Annotated in this window: 16 protein-coding genes; 8 read left to right on the forward strand and 8 right to left on the reverse strand. The window is 23.1% G+C overall.

The window, feature by feature from the left end; genetic code table 11:
* Positions 1-26 precede the first annotated feature (26 nt).
* Positions 27-614: a protein-export chaperone SecB gene (locus Lyticum_RS02595; protein ID WP_322498779.1), complete on the reverse strand. Its 588-nt coding sequence runs from the start codon at positions 612-614 to the stop codon at positions 27-29.
* A gap of 213 nt (positions 615-827) precedes the next feature.
* Between Lyticum_RS02595 and Lyticum_RS02600 the strand changes: the two genes are divergently transcribed.
* The 3 genes from Lyticum_RS02600 to Lyticum_RS02610 all read left to right on the forward strand — a co-directional run bounded on the left by Lyticum_RS02600 (position 828) and on the right by Lyticum_RS02610 (position 3,336).
* Positions 828-1,529 carry a Tim44/TimA family putative adaptor protein gene (locus tag Lyticum_RS02600; RefSeq protein WP_322498780.1) on the forward strand — a complete coding sequence of 234 codons (702 nt, stop codon included), beginning with the start codon at positions 828-830 and terminating at the stop codon, positions 1,527-1,529.
* Between the two features lie 268 nt (positions 1,530-1,797).
* Positions 1,798-2,526, forward strand: coding sequence for a P-loop NTPase family protein (locus Lyticum_RS02605; RefSeq protein WP_322498781.1), 729 nt, complete (start codon positions 1,798-1,800; stop codon positions 2,524-2,526).
* Positions 2,527-2,619: 93 nt separating this feature from the next.
* The gene (locus Lyticum_RS02610) at positions 2,620-3,336 is read left to right on the forward strand and encodes a hypothetical protein (protein WP_322498782.1); all 717 of its coding nucleotides are present in this window, start codon (positions 2,620-2,622) and stop codon (positions 3,334-3,336) included.
* A gap of 193 nt (positions 3,337-3,529) precedes the next feature.
* Here the strand turns inward: Lyticum_RS02610 and Lyticum_RS02615 are convergent, their stop codons facing one another.
* The 3 genes from Lyticum_RS02615 to Lyticum_RS02625 form a co-directional block, all read right to left on the reverse strand.
* Positions 3,530-4,222 (reverse strand): thiamine diphosphokinase, encoded by a 693-nt coding sequence (locus Lyticum_RS02615; protein ID WP_322498783.1) that lies wholly within the window; start codon positions 4,220-4,222, stop codon positions 3,530-3,532.
* Between the two features lie 116 nt (positions 4,223-4,338).
* Positions 4,339-5,724: a histidine--tRNA ligase gene (gene hisS, locus Lyticum_RS02620; RefSeq protein ID WP_322498784.1), complete on the reverse strand. Its 1,386-nt coding sequence runs from the start codon at positions 5,722-5,724 to the stop codon at positions 4,339-4,341.
* 129 nt (positions 5,725-5,853) lie between these two features.
* Positions 5,854-8,349 carry a FlgK family flagellar hook-associated protein gene (locus tag Lyticum_RS02625; RefSeq protein WP_322498785.1) on the reverse strand — a complete coding sequence of 832 codons (2,496 nt, stop codon included), beginning with the start codon at positions 8,347-8,349 and terminating at the stop codon, positions 5,854-5,856.
* Positions 8,350-8,846: 497 nt separating this feature from the next.
* Between Lyticum_RS02625 and Lyticum_RS02630 the strand changes: the two genes are divergently transcribed.
* The 4 genes from Lyticum_RS02630 to Lyticum_RS02645 all read left to right on the forward strand — a co-directional run bounded on the left by Lyticum_RS02630 (position 8,847) and on the right by Lyticum_RS02645 (position 12,598).
* Positions 8,847-9,653 carry an enoyl-ACP reductase FabI gene (locus Lyticum_RS02630; RefSeq protein WP_322498786.1) on the forward strand — a complete coding sequence of 269 codons (807 nt, stop codon included), beginning with the start codon at positions 8,847-8,849 and terminating at the stop codon, positions 9,651-9,653.
* Between the two features lie 106 nt (positions 9,654-9,759).
* Complete coding sequence (gene ppa / locus Lyticum_RS02635; RefSeq protein ID WP_322498787.1) at positions 9,760-10,254, forward strand: inorganic diphosphatase; 495 nt, start codon at positions 9,760-9,762, stop codon at positions 10,252-10,254.
* 63 nt (positions 10,255-10,317) lie between these two features.
* Complete coding sequence (gene trhO, locus Lyticum_RS02640; RefSeq protein WP_322498788.1) at positions 10,318-11,088, forward strand: oxygen-dependent tRNA uridine(34) hydroxylase TrhO; 771 nt, start codon at positions 10,318-10,320, stop codon at positions 11,086-11,088.
* Between the two features lie 163 nt (positions 11,089-11,251).
* Complete coding sequence (locus tag Lyticum_RS02645; protein ID WP_322498789.1) at positions 11,252-12,598, forward strand: hemolysin family protein; 1,347 nt, start codon at positions 11,252-11,254, stop codon at positions 12,596-12,598.
* Positions 12,599-12,677: 79 nt separating this feature from the next.
* On the opposite strand, the gene Lyticum_RS02650 is transcribed toward Lyticum_RS02645, so the two are convergent.
* Entirely contained in the window at positions 12,678-13,289 is a 612-nt protein-coding gene (locus Lyticum_RS02650; RefSeq protein WP_322498790.1) for a hypothetical protein, read from the reverse strand.
* Positions 13,290-13,427: 138 nt separating this feature from the next.
* Positions 13,428-14,120, reverse strand: coding sequence for a crossover junction endodeoxyribonuclease RuvC (locus Lyticum_RS02655; RefSeq protein WP_322498791.1), 693 nt, complete (start codon positions 14,118-14,120; stop codon positions 13,428-13,430).
* A gap of 475 nt (positions 14,121-14,595) precedes the next feature.
* On the opposite strand from Lyticum_RS02655, the gene Lyticum_RS02660 reads away from it, so the two are divergent.
* Positions 14,596-15,735, forward strand: coding sequence for a flagellar basal body P-ring protein FlgI (locus tag Lyticum_RS02660; RefSeq protein WP_322498792.1), 1,140 nt, complete (start codon positions 14,596-14,598; stop codon positions 15,733-15,735).
* A gap of 265 nt (positions 15,736-16,000) precedes the next feature.
* Here the strand turns inward: Lyticum_RS02660 and Lyticum_RS02665 are convergent, their stop codons facing one another.
* Together Lyticum_RS02665 and lon are read right to left on the reverse strand one after the other, a co-directional pair.
* Complete coding sequence (locus Lyticum_RS02665; protein WP_322498793.1) at positions 16,001-16,594, reverse strand: LOG family protein; 594 nt, start codon at positions 16,592-16,594, stop codon at positions 16,001-16,003.
* A gap of 251 nt (positions 16,595-16,845) precedes the next feature.
* A complete protein-coding gene (gene lon, locus Lyticum_RS02670) occupies positions 16,846-19,452 on the reverse strand; it encodes an endopeptidase La (protein ID WP_322498794.1) in 2,607 nt (868 codons plus the stop codon).
* Between the last annotated feature and the right edge of the window lie 232 nt (positions 19,453-19,684).

Genomic DNA, 19,684 nt, shown 5'->3' on the forward strand with positions numbered 1-19,684 from the left:
ATATAATAAAATCTAATATAATTTTCTTATTTTTTTTTCATAATAATATTTTTTCTTCCATTTTGATACATTTCTTCAAAATTTATTATATTTAATATAACTGGTGGATATCCAGATTTACTACTTAAATCAATGATAATATCTCTCAGAGATGGAAAAAGTATTTTTGGACATTCAACGAAAAGTGTACGTTCTGCTAATTCATTTCCACTAATATCATCAGGATTTAATCCTTGTATTGTGAATAATCCACTATATTTAATATCAATAATAAATACTATATCTTTACTGTTTCCTAGAATATTATCTTTGTTATCTTTATTATCTTGTTTATTATAATAATTATCTTCTTTATTATTGTGTTCATTAACATTAAATGCTTTGATTTCAGCACGTATAGTATTTTCATATATATAATTATGGATATGTTTTATATCTATACTGATACCAACTCCTATTTCTGGCTTTTCACTAGCAAAAAATGAAAATGGAGAATTCGGATTTTCAACAGATAAATCTTTTATATATTGAGCATCAGATTTAAAATCGAGATAATCACTCCCTTTAATAATATTCACACTTTCAATAATTTTTTCTTTATTTTTTTTTGTCATTTCAATCTGTATTTATAATGAATTAATTAATAAAAAAAATTGTTATATGCAATATAACAGTTACATGAAATAAATAGCATAAAAAATTTAGTTTGTAAGAAAATTATAGCATGTGCTATAATTTTGTTGCATGATAATTACATTGTAATAGCAATTTGTTTGCTAATTTTTTCAATAAAAATCAAATAAAAAATAAAAAAATAATAAATTTATATGATAGATTTAATAATATTATGTGTTGCTACTTTTTTCATAATTAATAAATTTATTGATGTATTAGGAAAAACAGATAGTAATGACCAAAATAGAAGAGGTACATGTGATATAAAATGGCAAAATTTTTTTAAAGTAAATGATGCACAAAATACAAATAATACATCAGAAACTTCTGAAATTAAAGATCCAGAACCTATTAACGCAGAGATAATTAGTGTACATGAGGCAAATTTACCGTATCCTATACGTAATATTATAAAAGAAATTATGGAATTAGATAAATCATTTACTTTAGATTCTTTTATAAGAGGTGTAAATAGAGCATTTATTACTATTATAAATGCTTTTACTAATGGTGATTGTGATACTTTAAAAGAATTACTTGAAGATAATGTTTATCAATCTTTTAGTAATCAAATTAATAATTTTAAAATTATGCATCAGACTGTAGAACAAAAAGTTATTAATATTAGACAAATTAATATAGATAATGCTTTTATTGACCAAGATAATAAAGATAATAAAATTAAAATTAATGTTACAATAATAAGTGATCAAATATATGTTTTACGTAATAGCGATGGTAATATTATGGATGGAAATCCAGTACAAACAGAAAGAATAACAGATACTTGGTCATTTATTAAAAGAATTGATGTAAATTCTATAAATATTTGGAAATTAGCTAATACTAAATGATATTTTGCTAATATTAAATTTTTTTTATTATAAAATATATAATTTTTAAATTTTTTAAATATAAATAAAATTTTATAATATATATTATATATTCTGTAAATTAATATTAATATAGTTAATATAATAAAATAAAAAATATTTATATAAAATAAATTAGAATTGATTATTTGATTCTTATGTAATAAGAAGTCATTATACAAAATAAATATTATAGTAAATAATATAAATTATTGTTTAATTTGCTGAATACCTGATTTTATTGTCTATTATGCTCACATTATCAAATATTCGCTATATTTCTCTAAAAAATGCTCCTAGAATGTTAAGTATGACAATAGGACCCAGAGCATGTTTATTAATAGCAGGAAATAATTCTGAATATAGAACAAGAATATTATTAGAAATAGCCAGGCTTAATAATTATAAAAAAGAAAAAATAAATCAACGTTTAATTGATTTGATTCCTAAGAAAAAATTACCTACAGAAATATTTTATAATAAAGTTAATGTCGATCTTTTTATTGATGAATGGAGAGATCAAGTAGGTTACCTACCAGAACATCCCAATGGGATATGCTTTCAAAGAATGACACTTTTAGATAATTTAATATTATGGGCTAAATTATATAATGTTGAACCTGCCTTAGATCTTATTATTAACATGTGTGGTTTAGATCGCTATATAGATTATATTTATCGTGATTTAACTGTTTTAATAAGAAGAATTTCATGTATTGCTATTGGATTAATAATGCCTAATCCTACAATATGGCTTATGGATAATCCTTTGGGTGATGTTTTTTTAGATAATATAAGAGGAACATTAAGTATAGCTCAAATTATATGTTACAAATGTAATCAAAATGGAATAGTAATACTTACTTCAACTTTAACTCAATTAAATAAATTGACTAAATTTCTAAATGATAATTCAGTTGATCCTATAATTGCTAATATGGATAATGAATCTCCTGATATAGAATTTTATGAATTGTAAAATATTAATAAATAATTAAATTAATATTAAATTAATATTAAATAATATAGAAATTTTAATAAAATAATAAAAAATAATAAAATAATAAGAATCGTGAATAATGTTTTAAATCGCAGGACAACTTTTACATCACAGTTTCAAGCAATGCTTTTTTTCTATAAAAGATTTATTATTGCTAAATCTCCTTGGATAGATATATTTGCAAAGCAGATATTATGGATAGTTTTTTGTTTTATATTAAGAAAAATGCCAGATCCTCCAAAATTTATATTAAATCATTATTTTATTGTTAATATTATATTATTTGTTACTAATTTCTATTTTATGATACCTATGAGGATATATAGATTCATGAATTATAACTTTCATATGCAATTAACTTTATCAAATACAAAACTTAAATACTTTTTAACAATGCGATTAGGTTTTAATTTTATTCTTTTTATACTTATTAATTTATTTTCTATTCCTGCAGCTATTTATTTTTCTAAATTATCAGATAATTTATGGCTAGTATCAATAATAAATGCTATGATGGTATCTGGTTTTCTTATAGTTATTTTTGATCTTATAGATCTTTTCTCATTTATAAAAATTAAACCTCCATTGTGGTTTTTAGTGGATCATTTTGCAATTGCGATTTTTCTTATAATATTTTTTGTAATAATAATTCAATTGGATGGTTTATATTATAATATTAATTTAAGTCTAATATTTTTATTTTTAAGTATCATTTCTATAGTAACAGAAATGAAATTATTAGATAATATGCAATTTAAAGATATTATAGAAGTAAATTACTTTCTTTAAAAATTAAAAAAAATACTCTTAATAAATCTATAATACTACTATAATACTATCTATTTTACGATTCTCCATTTTTTGAATACTAATATTTATATCTTATAATTTTGATAATCAATAAAACTTATAATTTTAATAATAAATGAAATTTTGATAATTCTTTATTAAAATTAATCTTAATTAATGATATAATTTTAAATTAAATACCATTATCATTAATATAAGAATCATATATCATTATTAAAATATTTCCACCTGATTTTACTTCTATAATAACATTTTGACTATCTGATCTATTTAAAGCGGAGTTCATTCCAGGAAAATTTAACCAATGATTTAAATTCCATTTTAATCCTGATGTTTTGACAAATGTTTTAACAAATCCAAAAATTGATATCTTTGATTTTATAGGTATATTAAATTCAGCTATTTCACCTTTTTTTATAATATATCCCCAAATTGGTGGATCATAAAATGAGTAATTAAATGGGATTTTAATCATAATATTTAAATTATTAACTATATGATCAATATATCCACCATTAATTCCGAGAATAATAATATTTTTTTGAATTTTTATTTTTTTAGAATGAGAATTTATTAAAAATTCTATTACTTTTTCAAAATCTGTTTTATTTTGATTTAAATCTTTAATAATTTTTATATTATTTAATATATCAGTGCTAAAAATGTTTGTATCTAAACTATCTAGATCACCTATGATTATATTAGGTATTATACCAGATTTATATAAAGTATTAGCTGCTCCATCTGCTGCAATAATTTTAATATTTTTAAATTCTTGATTTTGTTTTAGAAAAAAATTTCTGTCTGGTAGATTTCCATTTAGACAAATAATAATTAAATCATTTTTATTTTTTCCTTTTTTCATATTCTTTTTTCATATATAAAATAAAAAATATTGAATTAAGTATATTTTTACATAAAATATAATAATTTAATTAAAATATATGATATTTTTATTTATAATATAATTTATAATGTAGATTATAATATATTCTTTAAATATTCATATAACTCTTCTAATGCTAATTCTTTTTGTTCACCAGTAATCATATTTTTAACAAAAACGATATTTTTTATTTTCTCATCATTTCTAGCTATAATCACAATTTTTACACCAATTTTATTACAATATTCTAATTGTTTTTTTAAATTAGATCTCTTCCAATAATGTTGGACTTTGAGACCACAATCTCTAATTATTTGTGCTATTTTAGAATGATATGATACCAGTAGATTATCTTCATTTATAATGCTATTTATTTCCTTATTCTCTTCCAAATGATTCTCAAACCCAATTATTATCACATCATTAATTGATACTTTATCTATCATTTGTTTATTTATCATTTCTGGTATCAATCTAGAAATTCCAATAGACATCCCAACTCCTGGAAATTTTTCTTTGGTATGAAATGATGATACAAGGTTATCGTAACGACCACCAGCACATATACTGCCTAGGTTTTTAAATGAATTACTTACAATTTCAAAGATTATTCCACTATAGTAGCTCAAACCCCTAGCTAATGATAAATCAAAAAAAAGTTGTGATTTTGAAATTCCTAATAATTCAACTTTATGAATAATATTATATAATTTATTATATCCTTCAATTAATTTAGAATTAAATTCTAATATCTGGCTTAAATTATTAAATACATCATATATTTGATCTTTTCCATTTGGAGAATTTTCGATATTTTTATTATAAAATAAAATATATTTTATAGCTTCTAAATTAAAAGAACAATTTAATAATTTTAGATCATTTATTATTTGATCTTGACTTACTTTAGTTGATTTATCTAAAATTTTTATTGCATCAAAGACTATATCTTCATTAAATCCACATAATATCATCAGTGGAATAAGAATATCTCTACTACTAAATTTGACTACAAAATCATTTAATCCTAAAGCATTAAGTGTTTTACATCCAATTGATAAAATTTCAGCATCATATTCTTCTTCCAAATTCTGTTTTCCTATAATATCAATATCACATTGATAAAATTGTCTATATCTACCAGACTGAGCCCGTTCTCCACGCCATACTGGAGCTATATGATATCTACGATAGGGAAATATAAGTTGACCATAGTTCTGTGCCACATAACGCGCTAAAGGTACAGTCAGATCAAATCTTAAAGCTAAATTCTTTTTTTCTTCACCATTCAATCTATATAATCCGTATATCTCATGATCATTACCTTTTGAGAGTAATGTATCTATAAGTTCTACAGCAGCTGTATCCATAGGTATAAAGCTCTCCTGTTCAAATAACAACTGTAACTTTCGTATAACATATGAAAAGATCATTTGATCTTGTGGAAGATATTCTGGGAATCCAGATATTTTTTTTATCATAAGGATAAATGATATAAATAAAAAGTTTAATATTTATTTTTAATATTTATTTAATAAAAATTATATTTAAAATTTTACAGTAAAAATATTATTGTAGTGAAATAAATTAAAATAAATCTAATTTATTCTTTATCTAAACCTTAATAAATCTATAATACTATCTATTTTACGATTCTCCATTTTTTGAATACTAATATTTACATCTTGTAATTTTGATAATAAATGAAATTTTGATAATTCTTCATTAAAATCAATACCAGTTTGATTTTGCAAATCATCATCTATTTGTATATATATTTTTAATTTTCTATCATAAGAACCTTTTGTTGATGCTGCTGTTTTAGTTATAGATGAATTAAAAAAAATGATATTATCAAATAATGTCCCACTGTTAAGATATGGAACTCCAGTATCAAAGAGCCGTTTTTGATACATTTTATTGTAAACTTCTATCATATCATCATCTTCGATATCGCTATCTGTATAAAAAAATACATTTGAATTATTAGTACTTGAAGCTTTAGCTAATGCGAACATATTTGGATTTTTTTTAATATCATCACGAATTCTGATATTTTTTGCAGAAAATTTCATAATTTCATCAATAGAGTTAAATTTCTCAGCTTTTTGACTAGGATCATTAATTAAGAAGAGATCATTTAAACCAAAAAAATCACTAAAATTTCTATCTTTTTTATTTATCTTACCATCAGTATACCCATTCAATAAGCTATTATCAGAATTTATAATTATTCCAGAATTAGAAGATAAAGATTTAATTTGTAAGAATCCAAAGTTATTTGCAGGATAATCATCACTATCAACTAAATTAACTTCAATCATATTTTCATTATCATTATCTAAAATTATTGAGTTTTGATTACTTTTTTTAAGATTTCCATCTTTATCAATAACATTAGTTGCATAAAATCTATCATTTCTTCTACCATTTATACTTAATTCTGAATCTTCCTTAAATGGTATTTCAAATATAATATCATTTTTTTTGTTAATTCTATTTTCAATTAAATTAGTTTTTACTTCAACTTTTAGTGGATAATTAGATTCATTCAATTGATTTACTGCTAGATTATCAATTACAATTTTTGGTCCATTAATAAATGAACTACGTTGTCTCCCACCTTGAAGTTTCATTTCACATAAACCATTAACATATGATGGAATTATATTTCCATTTTTATCATATATTATAGCAGACTCTAAAATAAAAGATGGATTTTCATTATAATTTAAATTATTAGTAATACTTTCTTGAGGATCTTCAATAAAAACAGTGATATCTAGATCAAATTCAGATATTTTTTGTGTGAGAGATGCTAGCTGGAGGTCGTATATAGTATCTCCATATGATATACAACTTTCCTTATTCCCAAGAGATTTTATCTCATCAATAATTGACTGAATATTTACAATATTAGAGCTAGACTCAGCTATAGTTTCAAACTGTAAATCTATAGTAGGAATTTTTCCAATATTTCTAGATTCTTCAGTAACACCAAATTTATCAACTAAAGATATGTAAGCAACTCCTTTAGCATGTATTAATTCATCTAAAGAAATATTATGTGTACCAGTCAATGTTGGGTTATTAATTAAAGATGTACCTTTATTATGACAACTATTGATAGAATCAGATAAAATATAAGCTAAATTATCTAATTTTGATAAAATTGAAGGAATAATATCATCACGGAGATCAAGAAGACCAGATATTTTTCCTTGACTTACTTTAGAAGAACACTGATCTCCATATCCACTATTAACAAGGATAATTTCTCCTTCTCCTAATTTATTTACGTTAATTGGAACAATACTAATTTTGGAGAATTCTATACTTTTGTTAGAATTCATCATATCTATTGCTGATTCATTCTTATATTTTATAAAATATTCCTGTTCCCCTACTATTTTATATCCACCATTATTAATTATAATATTTAGAAATCCTTTTGAATCCTCATATGTACTGAAAGAAAAAAATTCTGATAATTTTATCAACTTTTGATTGATACTTTCTTCTATACTAGTATAACTAAGACTATTTTTTTCAACCATTAGTTTTTGAACATTCATCTCATATATTTCATGAATTATATTATTTACTTGATTTATAGAAGTTTCTAAATCTGATGAGACTTCATCTATAATATTCATTAATTGTTTTTGAGTATCAGAAATGTTAAATGCGATATCTTTAGCTGATTCTAAAACTAAATATAATATATTTGTGTCATCTGCAGCACTTTCATTATCAGTTGTATAATAATTATTTATAGATTGAAAAAATTTCTGAAAAGAAGCTAAAATTCCAATATCAGATGTTGTAGAATCCATTATATTTGATATTTGCTCATAATAATCACTTATTATCTTAATTGTATTAACTTCACTGTTTTTTTCATATAACATCGCAGTTTTTAATTTATCAAAATCTCTTAAAAAAACAGGAATATTTAATCCAGCTACTTCTTTCTGTTCAACATTAACGCGTACAGCATTTTCTAAGTTAATATTTGCAATATTATGCTGGACTGCATAAGATTCTTGTGTAATATTGTATAAAGCGTTATTAGTTAAAGAAGTAATATCTATTTTATTTGTCATTTTTCTGATTTTTTATAAAAAATAATTTTAATGTTCAAAGTTATTACTTGAGATTATTATTTCAAGTTATTATTTCAAGTTTTATATAAAAATTTTTTTATTATTCATAATATATTTAAAAACTAGATTTAGTATATAAATAGCAAAAATTATTCAATATTATAAAATTGATTTCTTGATTACATATAAATTTTTAGTATTTTTAAGTATAATTAAAAAACATATTATTTTAATATACCATATTAAATTTATATATATTAATAATTATATATATTAATAAATTAAGGCAAATGTATATATAAAATATATTTGTAATCTTATAATTTTTTATGAATAAACTCATTAAATTTTCTCTATTGAATAAAAATTATATAGAATTTAACTTGTAAAATAGTAGAAATTCATTAAGTTAGAATTTTGTTATTGTGTTTTAATTCTTATAAAAATAATCCTAGTAATAAAATACTGTATTTAAAATATAATTTATTTAAAAAAATATGTATCAAAATAATATTACAGATAAAGAAATATCAATTGGGAATGGAATGTTAAAAGGTAAAAAAGGTTTAATTATGGGTGTTGCAAATGATAGATCACTAGCTTGGAATATAGCACAAATCTGTCATAGGGAAGGTGCTAATATCATGATATCATATCAAGATGATGTTTTTCTAAAAAAAGTAGAACCACTTGCATCAATCCTTAACTGTGAAATTATAAAATGTAATGTTACAAATAATGAATCTTTAACAGAAACATTCAATCAAATAGAACAAAAATGGGAAAATATAGATTTTATTGTTCATGCAATAGCTTTCTCTGATAAAAATGAATTAAGAGGTAGATATGTTGATACATCATTAGATAATTTTCTCAATACTATGCATGTTTCTTGTTATTCTTTTACAGCAGTAGCTCAAAAAGCTTCAAAAATTATGACAAACGGAGGAAGTATTCTCACTCTTACTTACTATGGATCATCTAAAGTTATTCCAAATTATAATGTTATGGGTGTGGCTAAATCTGCTCTAGAATGTAGTGTTAGATATATAGCTAATGATTTAGGTGATCAAAATATTACTGTTAATGCAGTATCACCAGGACCAGTTAGAACACTTGCTTCAGCAGGAATTGGTGATTTTACTAAGATTCTTGATTATACAGCAAAAGTTTCACCAATGAAAAGAAATATAGATGCTAAAGATGTTGGGGAATTAAGCACATTTTTATTGAGTGATAGGGCGAAAAATATTACTGGTCAAATAATTTATGTTGATTCTGGAATGAGTATAATGGGAATATGATTAGAAATTATAATATCAATATAATATTAATATAATTAAGAGTTCATTTAGGTAAAAATATTAAAAAGTATTTAAAAATTAAAATTTATAAAATATATTTTTTTTTATGATAAATAGTTTTGATGCTATTATTGAAATATCTGCAGATAGTGATCCAATAAAATATGAATTTGATAAAGAAATTGGTATGATTCGTGTAGATCGTATCATGCCAACCAGTATGTATTATCCATGTAACTATGGATTTATACCTAAAACTAAAGGTGGAGATGGAGATCCTATAGATATATTAATTCATTCAAGTTATAAATTAATCCCTGGATCAATTATTAAAGTTCGCGCTATAGGTGTTCTCCATACAGAAGATGAAGGTGGTATTGACGCTAAAATAATATCTGTGCCTGATAAAAAAGTAGACTGTTTTTTAGCTAATATCAATAAATATGAAGATTTATCTCAGATATTTATAGATAAAATTCAACATTTTTTTGAAAATTATAAAAAATTAGAAAAAAATAAATGGGTTAAAGTAATAAAATGGGGAAATACTCAAGATGCACTTGATATTATCAAAAAATCTACTTGCTATGAAAATATATAATCAATATAAATATTAATATTAGATTAAATTTAGATAATAATATTAATTTTAATTTATAAGAATATGTATAGAATAATATCTTTTTATAAAATATGTCCAATTGATAAAATTGAAAATTTACAAAATGAATTAAAATCATATTGTAATAGTAAAAATATTAAAGGAACTATTCTTCTAGCAGAAGAAGGAATAAATGGTGCATTAGCAGGATTACCAAATGATGTTATATCAGTTGAAAATTTTATCAATAAAAATTATCCAAATCTTGGAGATATAGAATATAAAGCCTCATTTGCTGATTTTATACCATTTTCAAAAATGAAAGTGAAAATAAAAAATGTTGTGTTAAGTTTTCGTAATCCACAAAATTCAAATGAAATGGTAGTAAGTGGTAATAGCGATTATGAACGAGGAGAATATCTTAATAATGAAGAATGGGATGAAATGATAAATAATCCTGAAGCAATTATTATAGATACTAGAAATGAGTATGAGTTTATTGTTGGATATTTCAAAAATGCTATTAATCCTGGTATAAAAAATTTTTCAGGGTTAATCGAATGGATAGATAAAAATCTTATTCAACAAAAAGATAAACCAATATGTATGTATTGTACTGGTGGAATACGTTGTGAAAAATCAACTGCATATATGAAAAAATTGGGTTTTAGTAAAGTTTATCATTTAAAAGGTGGTATTATTAAATATTTAGAAAATAAAATACAAGAACAAAAAACAATAAATAATTGGATAGGAAATTTATTTGTTTTTGATGATAGAGTATTAATAGATAAAAATTTATCTCCAATGCAACTTTATTCTTTAAAATCTTAAAATTTTTATCATAAATATAATAATATTATATAAGAATATATAAATATCATGTTTTAAAATATAAAATATAAAATTTAAATTTTATATAAATTTACGATTGTATATACTTTATATTTTTATATACAATTTAAGGAATACATAAATAGAAACTAAAAAAATATTAATGAATCTAAATGAAATAGCAATTATAATCATAATCATAATTGTGAACATGATTTTTGTTATATCAGAAATAGCTCTCTTAACTTCTTCAATTAGCAAGTTAGAGAAGTACGCATCTAATGGCAGTTATGGTGCGAGAATAGCACTTAAATTGTTAAGTACTCCAAATAAAATGCTATCAAGTGTGCAAGTAGCAATTACATTATTGAGTATGATCATAGGTTTGTATGGAGGAACTGTATTTGGAGATGATCTTGGTAATTTCTTATTAAATATCCCATATTTTGGTGAAATAATAGAAAAACATAAAGATACATTGGGTACTTGTTTAGCTATTGTTATAATGACATATATTACTGTTTTAAGTGAAATTGTTCCTAAAAGGATAGCAATGATTTATCCAGAACAATTAGCAATTGTATGTTCATATGTAATGGCAGCATTCATTTTTATTACATATCCTTTTGTTTCATTACTTTCAATATCAGTTCAAATTATTCTTAAATTTATTAGAATAAATGAAATAAATACTAATAGCGTGTCTATAGATGAAATACAAGGTATGATTAGAAAAGCTGAAAATTCAGGATCTATAAAGCATGAAGAATCAACTATGTTAAGACGTTTTATAGATACAGGAAATTTACTTGTAAATTCAATAATGACTCCACGTAAACAAGTGATTTGTTTAAATATAAAAGATAATATTAAAGTTAATATTCAAAAAATTAAAGAAAATAACTTTGCAAATTTTCCACTTTTAGATGGAGATTTCGATCATTTTGTAGGATTTATTCCAGTACGTTCATTATGTAACTTAGAAATAAATAAAAAAATAGATAATAATATACTTTTCCAAATTGCAAAGAAAAACCATATTCTTTATATCCCAGAAACTTCTAAAGTAAATAAAACAATAGATACATTTTTAGCAAATAGTATAAAAATAGCAATAGTTGTAGATGAATATGGGGAATTTGAAGGTGTTATTACATTGCATGATATTTTGAAAACTTTTCTTGGTAATATAGGACTTATATCTAATATTTTTTCGACAGAAAATGCTGTAGATGGTGATGTTTTGCCTAATATTATATCAATAAATAATGGATGTTATAGTGTACCAGGAGTTGCATTAATGACAGAGATAGTAGCATTATTGAATAATCCTTCTATTCTTGCAGAATCAGTAAATAAAAGACAAAGAACTGTTGCTAGTTTTATGGTACATCACATTGGTGAAGCACCAAAAGTGGGAGATGCATTTATTATTAATAATATTGAATTCAAAGTAATAAAAGTTAGAGACTTTAATATAGAAAGAGCAATTATTAGAAAATGTACGTAAAAATAATTTTTCATATTAAAATATTAAACCCACTTTTTATCATTTTACATGATCTTTATATATTAAATTAGCAAAAACTCTATCTATTTAATCCTAATTCTTTTGATAATGCTATAAAATCATTTACAATAGAATTTAAAGCATTATCTTTATTTAAAGAACTATTATTGGTATCAAATTTTTTATTTGAAATATTATTACTTTTAATAATACCTTTTAATAGGTCAAGATCATTGATATCAAATATTAAATTTAATAAATTAAGAATTTCATCATTATTATTAGTATTTTTTTTTGCTTCTTTATCGTAATTTAAAGAATTTTTATTAAGAAATCTTGGTTCTATTCCATTATTTTTTTTTTGAATATTATCTAGATTCATTTGATTTACTAAATCATTTAATTTATCACATTTTTCTGGAGATTTATCACATTTTTCTGGAGATGTATTATTAGTACATTTAGATATTGCTGAATCGAAAGCAATGAGATCTTTTAAAATTTCGTCTATTTGAAAATTTTGAATATCTTGTTGATTTTTTAATTCTGGAAAATGAGTTTCAATAATTTTTAAAATCTTGTTTACTTTTTCAGATTTTATTTTTAAAGAAGATAGATTTTCATAGAATTTTGAGATAAAAAAATCAATAGTTATATCTAATTCTAAATTATTGTCTATATTGTTTATCATAAGAAAATTTTATTAAATAAATTATAATATAATACTATTATATTATTAATTACAAATGATTGTCAAAGTATTATTTATAAAATAAAAATTCTATTATAATATTTAAAAATATCGTTAAGAAATATTGTATATTTCTTATTAAAGTTTTAATAAATGACATATTGCAATTGCTATAGCATCAGTTTCATCATAGATCATTTTTTTCTTTTTAAATTGATCAAAATTATTTATATGAAAAGGTAAAACAGATTTTATTTGTTCTTTATCAGCATTCCCATTTCCGCTTACTGTTTGTTTTATAGTTTTAGCTTGATATGTTGTTAAGAATAGATTATTATGAGAACAAGCAATAATTGCAGCTGCTCTGGCTTGTGCTAATTTTAAAGAAGATTCTAAATTTATATTTGCATATGTATTTTCAATTGCAGCGCAATTCGGATTATATTCTTGAATAATTATATTCAATTTTTTAAAAATATTTCCCAATGCAATATATAAATTTTCTGATTTTTTATTAGTAGAAAGCAGTTTTTTTATATCACATATACTTTTTATATTTTTTATATTCTTAGTATCACTGCTAATAGAATTAGATTTATATAGTGTATTATGTCTCAATACTGGATCAGATAAATCTCCAGATTTTAAATTATTAAGAAGATTTTTTATTACACCAGATGATATATAAAGAACTTTTCCATCATTTGTTTTGTTAATTAATGCCCAACCAGTATGTTTTAATCCAGGGTCTATTCCTAAAATAATATTATCTTTAATATCATTTCTCTCTTCTATTTTATTTTTAATATTATCTTGAGTAGTATTCTTCATAAAAATAAAAACTTTTTTATATTTAATATATAGTTAACAATTTAATTCTAAATAATTACAAAATTTTTTAAATAGTGAATTTTGAATGCTATAAACTAAAATATTAAACTATTCAAATAAACTGTTCAAAAAAATTAAGCTGATTTATTATTTAATTTTTATATTTAAACTATGGAAGTTATTTTTATAATAATTTTATAAAAAATTTATAATTTTTTGTATCAGCAGAAAATCTAAATTTTTAGATATATTCTTAATTATTAAAAGAAAAAATTCTTAATCATAAAATTATTATTTATAAATATTTATAATATAAAAAATATACAAATTAGTGTTAAATACTATCAGAATAGTATTTTTATTTATATTTAAACAATAAATATCTTTTAATTAGTTATTTAATAAAATATTTGACAAAGATTTATATGAGTTATTTACTAATGATAATTAAAAAAATTTTGTAATTTGATAAAAAATGTTAATTAGAAAACTTGTGACTAATAAAATATTTTCTATTCTATATTTTATTACCTTTTTTTTTATATTCATTTACACACCATACAGTAATTACTCAATAGCTGATAGTAGAATTAAAGATATAGTATATTTTGAGGGTGTTAGAGATAATATGTTAGCTGGATATGGTCTTGTAGTTGGTCTTAATGGCACAGGAGATAACTTAACTAATACAGGCTTTACTGAAAGTACTCTTCGCTCATATCTTGGTCGTATGGGTGTCAAAAATAATGTTTATAGTACTGATAATAGTACATTAAAAACTAAAAATGTCGCAGCAGTTATGGTTACAGCTAATCTTCCACCATTCGCAAGAAGTGGAAGTCGCATGTCAGTTTCTGTTAGTACATTAGGTGATGCTAAGAGCTTAAAAGGTGGAGTATTATTAGCAACACAATTAGTAGGAGCAGATGGAGAAGTTTATGCTATTGCACAAGGGCAAATTAGTCTTGGAGAAATAGAAGATCAACAGCAAAAAAAAAGAAATAATAAATCGATAATGACAACTGGTTATATAACAAATGGTGCAATAGTTGAGAATGAAATAGAATTTTCACTTAATAATTTATCTACATTACATCTTGCACTGAAAAATCCTGATATAACAACAGCAAGAGCAATAGTTAATGCTATAAATTCTTCTATTAGAAGTGATATATCAAAAGCTGAAGACCCAGGTACAGTCGTGATAAATATTCCACCTCAATATTCGAATAACGTAGTTGGACTTTTAGCTGAAATAGAAACACTTATGGTTAGTCCAGATCAAGTAGCTAAAATTGTTATAGATGAAACAAATGGGACGATAGTTTTTAGTGATAATGTTACAATAAGTAATGTTGCTGTATCAAATAATAACTTAATTGTAAAAGTTGATAAAATTGACAAATTTGAATGGCTTATGTCAAATAATAAAAATGATCTTCCTCCGAGAGATTCTGAGCCTGGAACTAAAATGATGATGATTAAAGAAAGCACAACACTGAGTGATTTAGTAGATGGACTCAATAGTTTAGGTGTGAAAACATCTGATATGATAGCTATTTTAAAATCAATTCAGCAAGTTGGTGCTCTACAAGCTACTATTGAAATTAAATAATATAAAAATATTAATAATATCTCTTTAATACAAATTAGAATTCTCAATTTTAATAAAAAAAATAATAAATAAACATATTAATATTCTTATTATAATATTATACTGTAATTATACTAAATTAATTATATATTTTAAGATTTAATTAATTATTAGATCATTTACAGATTATTTTCAATCTTTATAAAGGAAATAATGAATAATTATAAAAAATCTAATATATAAAGATATAATTTTAAGATTTAATTAATTATTAATATTAATTGTATTATTGAAATGAAATATTTAATTTAGATAAACATTCATCTATATTAGAAACAATATATACTTCTGTTAATCTTCTATGTGTAAATCTTTCCCTTTCAATATGTAACAATAAACGTATCAATGTATTCCAAAATCCTTGATAATTCACAACAATAATAGGTTTTTTAATCAAATCTATAGATTGTAAATTCATAACTTCAAACATCTCGTCTAATGTTCCATAACCTCCTGGTAGTATAACAAAAGCATTAGATTTCTCAATCATAACCATTTTTCTAGTAAATAAGTCTGGAACATTTATCATTTCTGTTATATTTGGATTAGCTAATTCAAATCTTCCAAAAATCTTATCAGGAAAAACACCTATACTTTTTCCATTAGCATCTATAGTACCTTGTGCTAAGCTATTCATAATTCCACTATTTGATCCACCATAAAGCATTGATAAATGATTTTTAGCCAATCCAACTCCTAAATCATATCCAAGTTTGAGATACTTTTCATCTACATTATTATTAGATCCACAAAAAACACATACTATTTTTGAATATTTTTTATGTTTTTGTGTTAAATCTTGATTTAATTCTTTTGTCATTTATGCATTGCAATAATAATAATACCATCAATTTTATTAGCAATATTTTATATGATATTGCAAGACTTTTGTTTATATTCTTTTATAATATTATATTATTTTGTGATAATTCATTTATTCTAAAAAATATATTATCATTAATATACTTAATAAAAAAAATATATATAATTATATTAATATATAATTTATATTTTCATTATAAATTGATTATTTATTATTTTATCAAATATATTAGATTTTTATATTATATTTTAACTAAAACAAGAAGGATTGATTATATTTTTTCTTTTATTTCTTTTTTCATTCTTAATATCACATTTATTAATTAAGCCATTAATATCAACAATTGGATCATTTTTTATAGCAAATGTATTCCTATGATTAGATATAGGTGATAGAAGCGCCTTACTCCATATTTCATGAATATATGATACAGAAATAAATTCTATAGCATCTTTTGCAGATTGTGGAACATCTTCTAGATCTTTAACATTTTCTTGAGGTATAAACACACAGGATACTCCACCCATAGCTGCAGCTATTACTTTTTCTTTTAATCCTCCTATTGGTAAAACTTTACCATGTAAACTTATTTCTCCAGTCATTGCAATATCACGTCTAACTGGTATATTAGTTATACTCGATATTATTGCAGTTGCAATAGCACATCCAGCAGATGGACCATCTTTTGGTACAGCTCCTTCAGGAACATGAACATGGCAATCATGTTTCTCAAAATATTGAGATGGAATATTTAAATCAGAACAACAATATTTAATATGAGTCCAAGCTGCCATTATAGATTCTCTCATAACTTCTCCTAGTTTTCCTGTTGTTTTTACTTCTCCTTTCCCAGGAACAATAAGAACTTCTATAGGCAACAAATCTCCACCAACTTCTGTATAAGCTAATCCATTACATAAGCCTATTCCATCTTTTTTATCGATTAAGCCTATATTATATTTACGATTACCAAGAAATTCTTTAAGATTATCTGAAGATATAGATAGTAGTATTGGATTATTTTCAATTAAAATTGAAGAGGTATTCTCTTGATTAGATATATTATTATTTGATCCTTCTACAAAAGCATTTATTTGACAACTTTCTTTAGAAATTAAATTCCTAACACTTTTACGCATTATTTTAGATATTTCTCTTTCAAGATTTCTAACACCAGATTCCCTTGTATAATATCGAATTATATCTTCTATAGCATTATCTACTATAATTAGTTCATTTTCAGATATACCATTTAGTTTGTATTGCTTTTTCATTAAATGATTTTTAGCAATAGCAATTTTCTCCTCTTCAACATATCCAGATATTTTTATTATTTCCATCCTATCAAGTAATGGCCTAGATATATTTAAGCTATTAGCTGTACAAATAAATAAAACACTTGAAAGATCAATCTCAACTTCTAAATAATTATCGCTAAAGTATTTGTTTTGTTCTGGATCTAAAATATCTAATAATGCTGCTGAAGGATCTCCACGATATTCAGACAATCCACCTATCTTATCTATTTCATCTAATAATATTATAGGATTATTTACCCCAAGATCTTTCAAAATACGTACTATTCTACCAGGCATGGCTCCAACATATGTTTTACGATGTCCTCTTATTTCAGCCTCGTCTCTTATTCCACCAAGTGATATCTTTCCAAATTCTCTACCTGTTGCTTTAGCAATTGACCTAGCTAGAGATGTTTTACCAACGCCAGGAGGACCAACAAAACAAATTACAGTACCTAAAGATTTTTGAGTACGCATCATAACAGCAAGATACTCTAAAACTCTATCTTTAACTTTACTCAAACCATAATGATCAGTATTCATAATGTTTTCAGCATAATCCATCGAATTAACTAAGTTTGACTTTTTATTCCAAGGAATATCTTTTAACCAATCAATATAAACTCTACTAATATTTGCTTCTGCAGACATTGGACTCATTGACTTCAGTCTTTGTAATTCGATATCAAATTTTTTACGTACTGAGCTGGGCATACCACTTTTTTCTGCTATATCTTTAAGCTGTTTATATTCTTCATGTACATTATTTTCTCCTAGCTCTGCATAAATAGCTTTTAATTGTTCACCAAGTAAATAATGTTTTTGATTAGTTTCTACTTGTTTTTGAACTCTTTGTTGAATCCTTCTTCCAGCTTCATTGAAATTTATTTCTGACTTAATAAAAACTAATAAACTTTCCATCTGCTTGTAAACATTTGGGAGCTCAAGAATTTCTTGTTTTTTTGCTCCAGATAAAGGCATATGTGCACTTATTGCATTACATAAAGTATCATTTTCTTTAAGTTGTAAAATTCCATTTAAGATATCAATACTAATTCTTCTATTATTCCTAACATATATTTCAAATTCTTCTACTAGGCTCCTTCTCATCACTTTGATTTCATCTTCAGAAAAGTTACCATTAGTTGTTTCTACAATTTTTACTTTAGCAAATAAACAATCCTCTTCTGTTTTAAAACTATGGATTGAGCATTTACTTTGACCTTCTACTAATACTTTAATGTTTCTCGTTCCTGATTCATTTAATTTTAGTGTATGCAATACTTTTGCTATAACTCCCACTTTATGGAGATCTTTAGCATCAGGTTTATCTATTGTAGAATCTTTCTGAGCAACTAACAATATTTTATTATCAGTATTATTTGTTTTACTAAGAGCAGATATAGAAGATTCTCTTCCTATATATATAGTTACAATCATTCTAGGAAACATCACCATGTCTCTCAGAGGAACAACAGGATAAGTTTCATATTTCCCTTTAGTTGTTTTACTAATGGTTAATTTTGTTTTATTGATCTTATTATTAGTATTTTCCATCTTAAAAAACTGAAATTAAATAAATCCTTTTAATTAATAAAAAAGCTAAATCTAAATTAGTAAGGTTTACTATTGCAAATAATATTTATAATTAAAATATTTAAGATAATAATATATATATTTTTGATCATAAAGTTAAAAATTATACTATATTGGTACATATTTATTTATATTATCTACATTTATAAAAGTTATTTTTATTAATGCAAATATTTCACTTACTAAAAAAACA

This window comes from Lyticum sinuosum, assembly GCF_034471385.1.
Lineage (GTDB): Bacteria > Pseudomonadota > Alphaproteobacteria > Rickettsiales > Midichloriaceae > Lyticum > Lyticum sinuosum.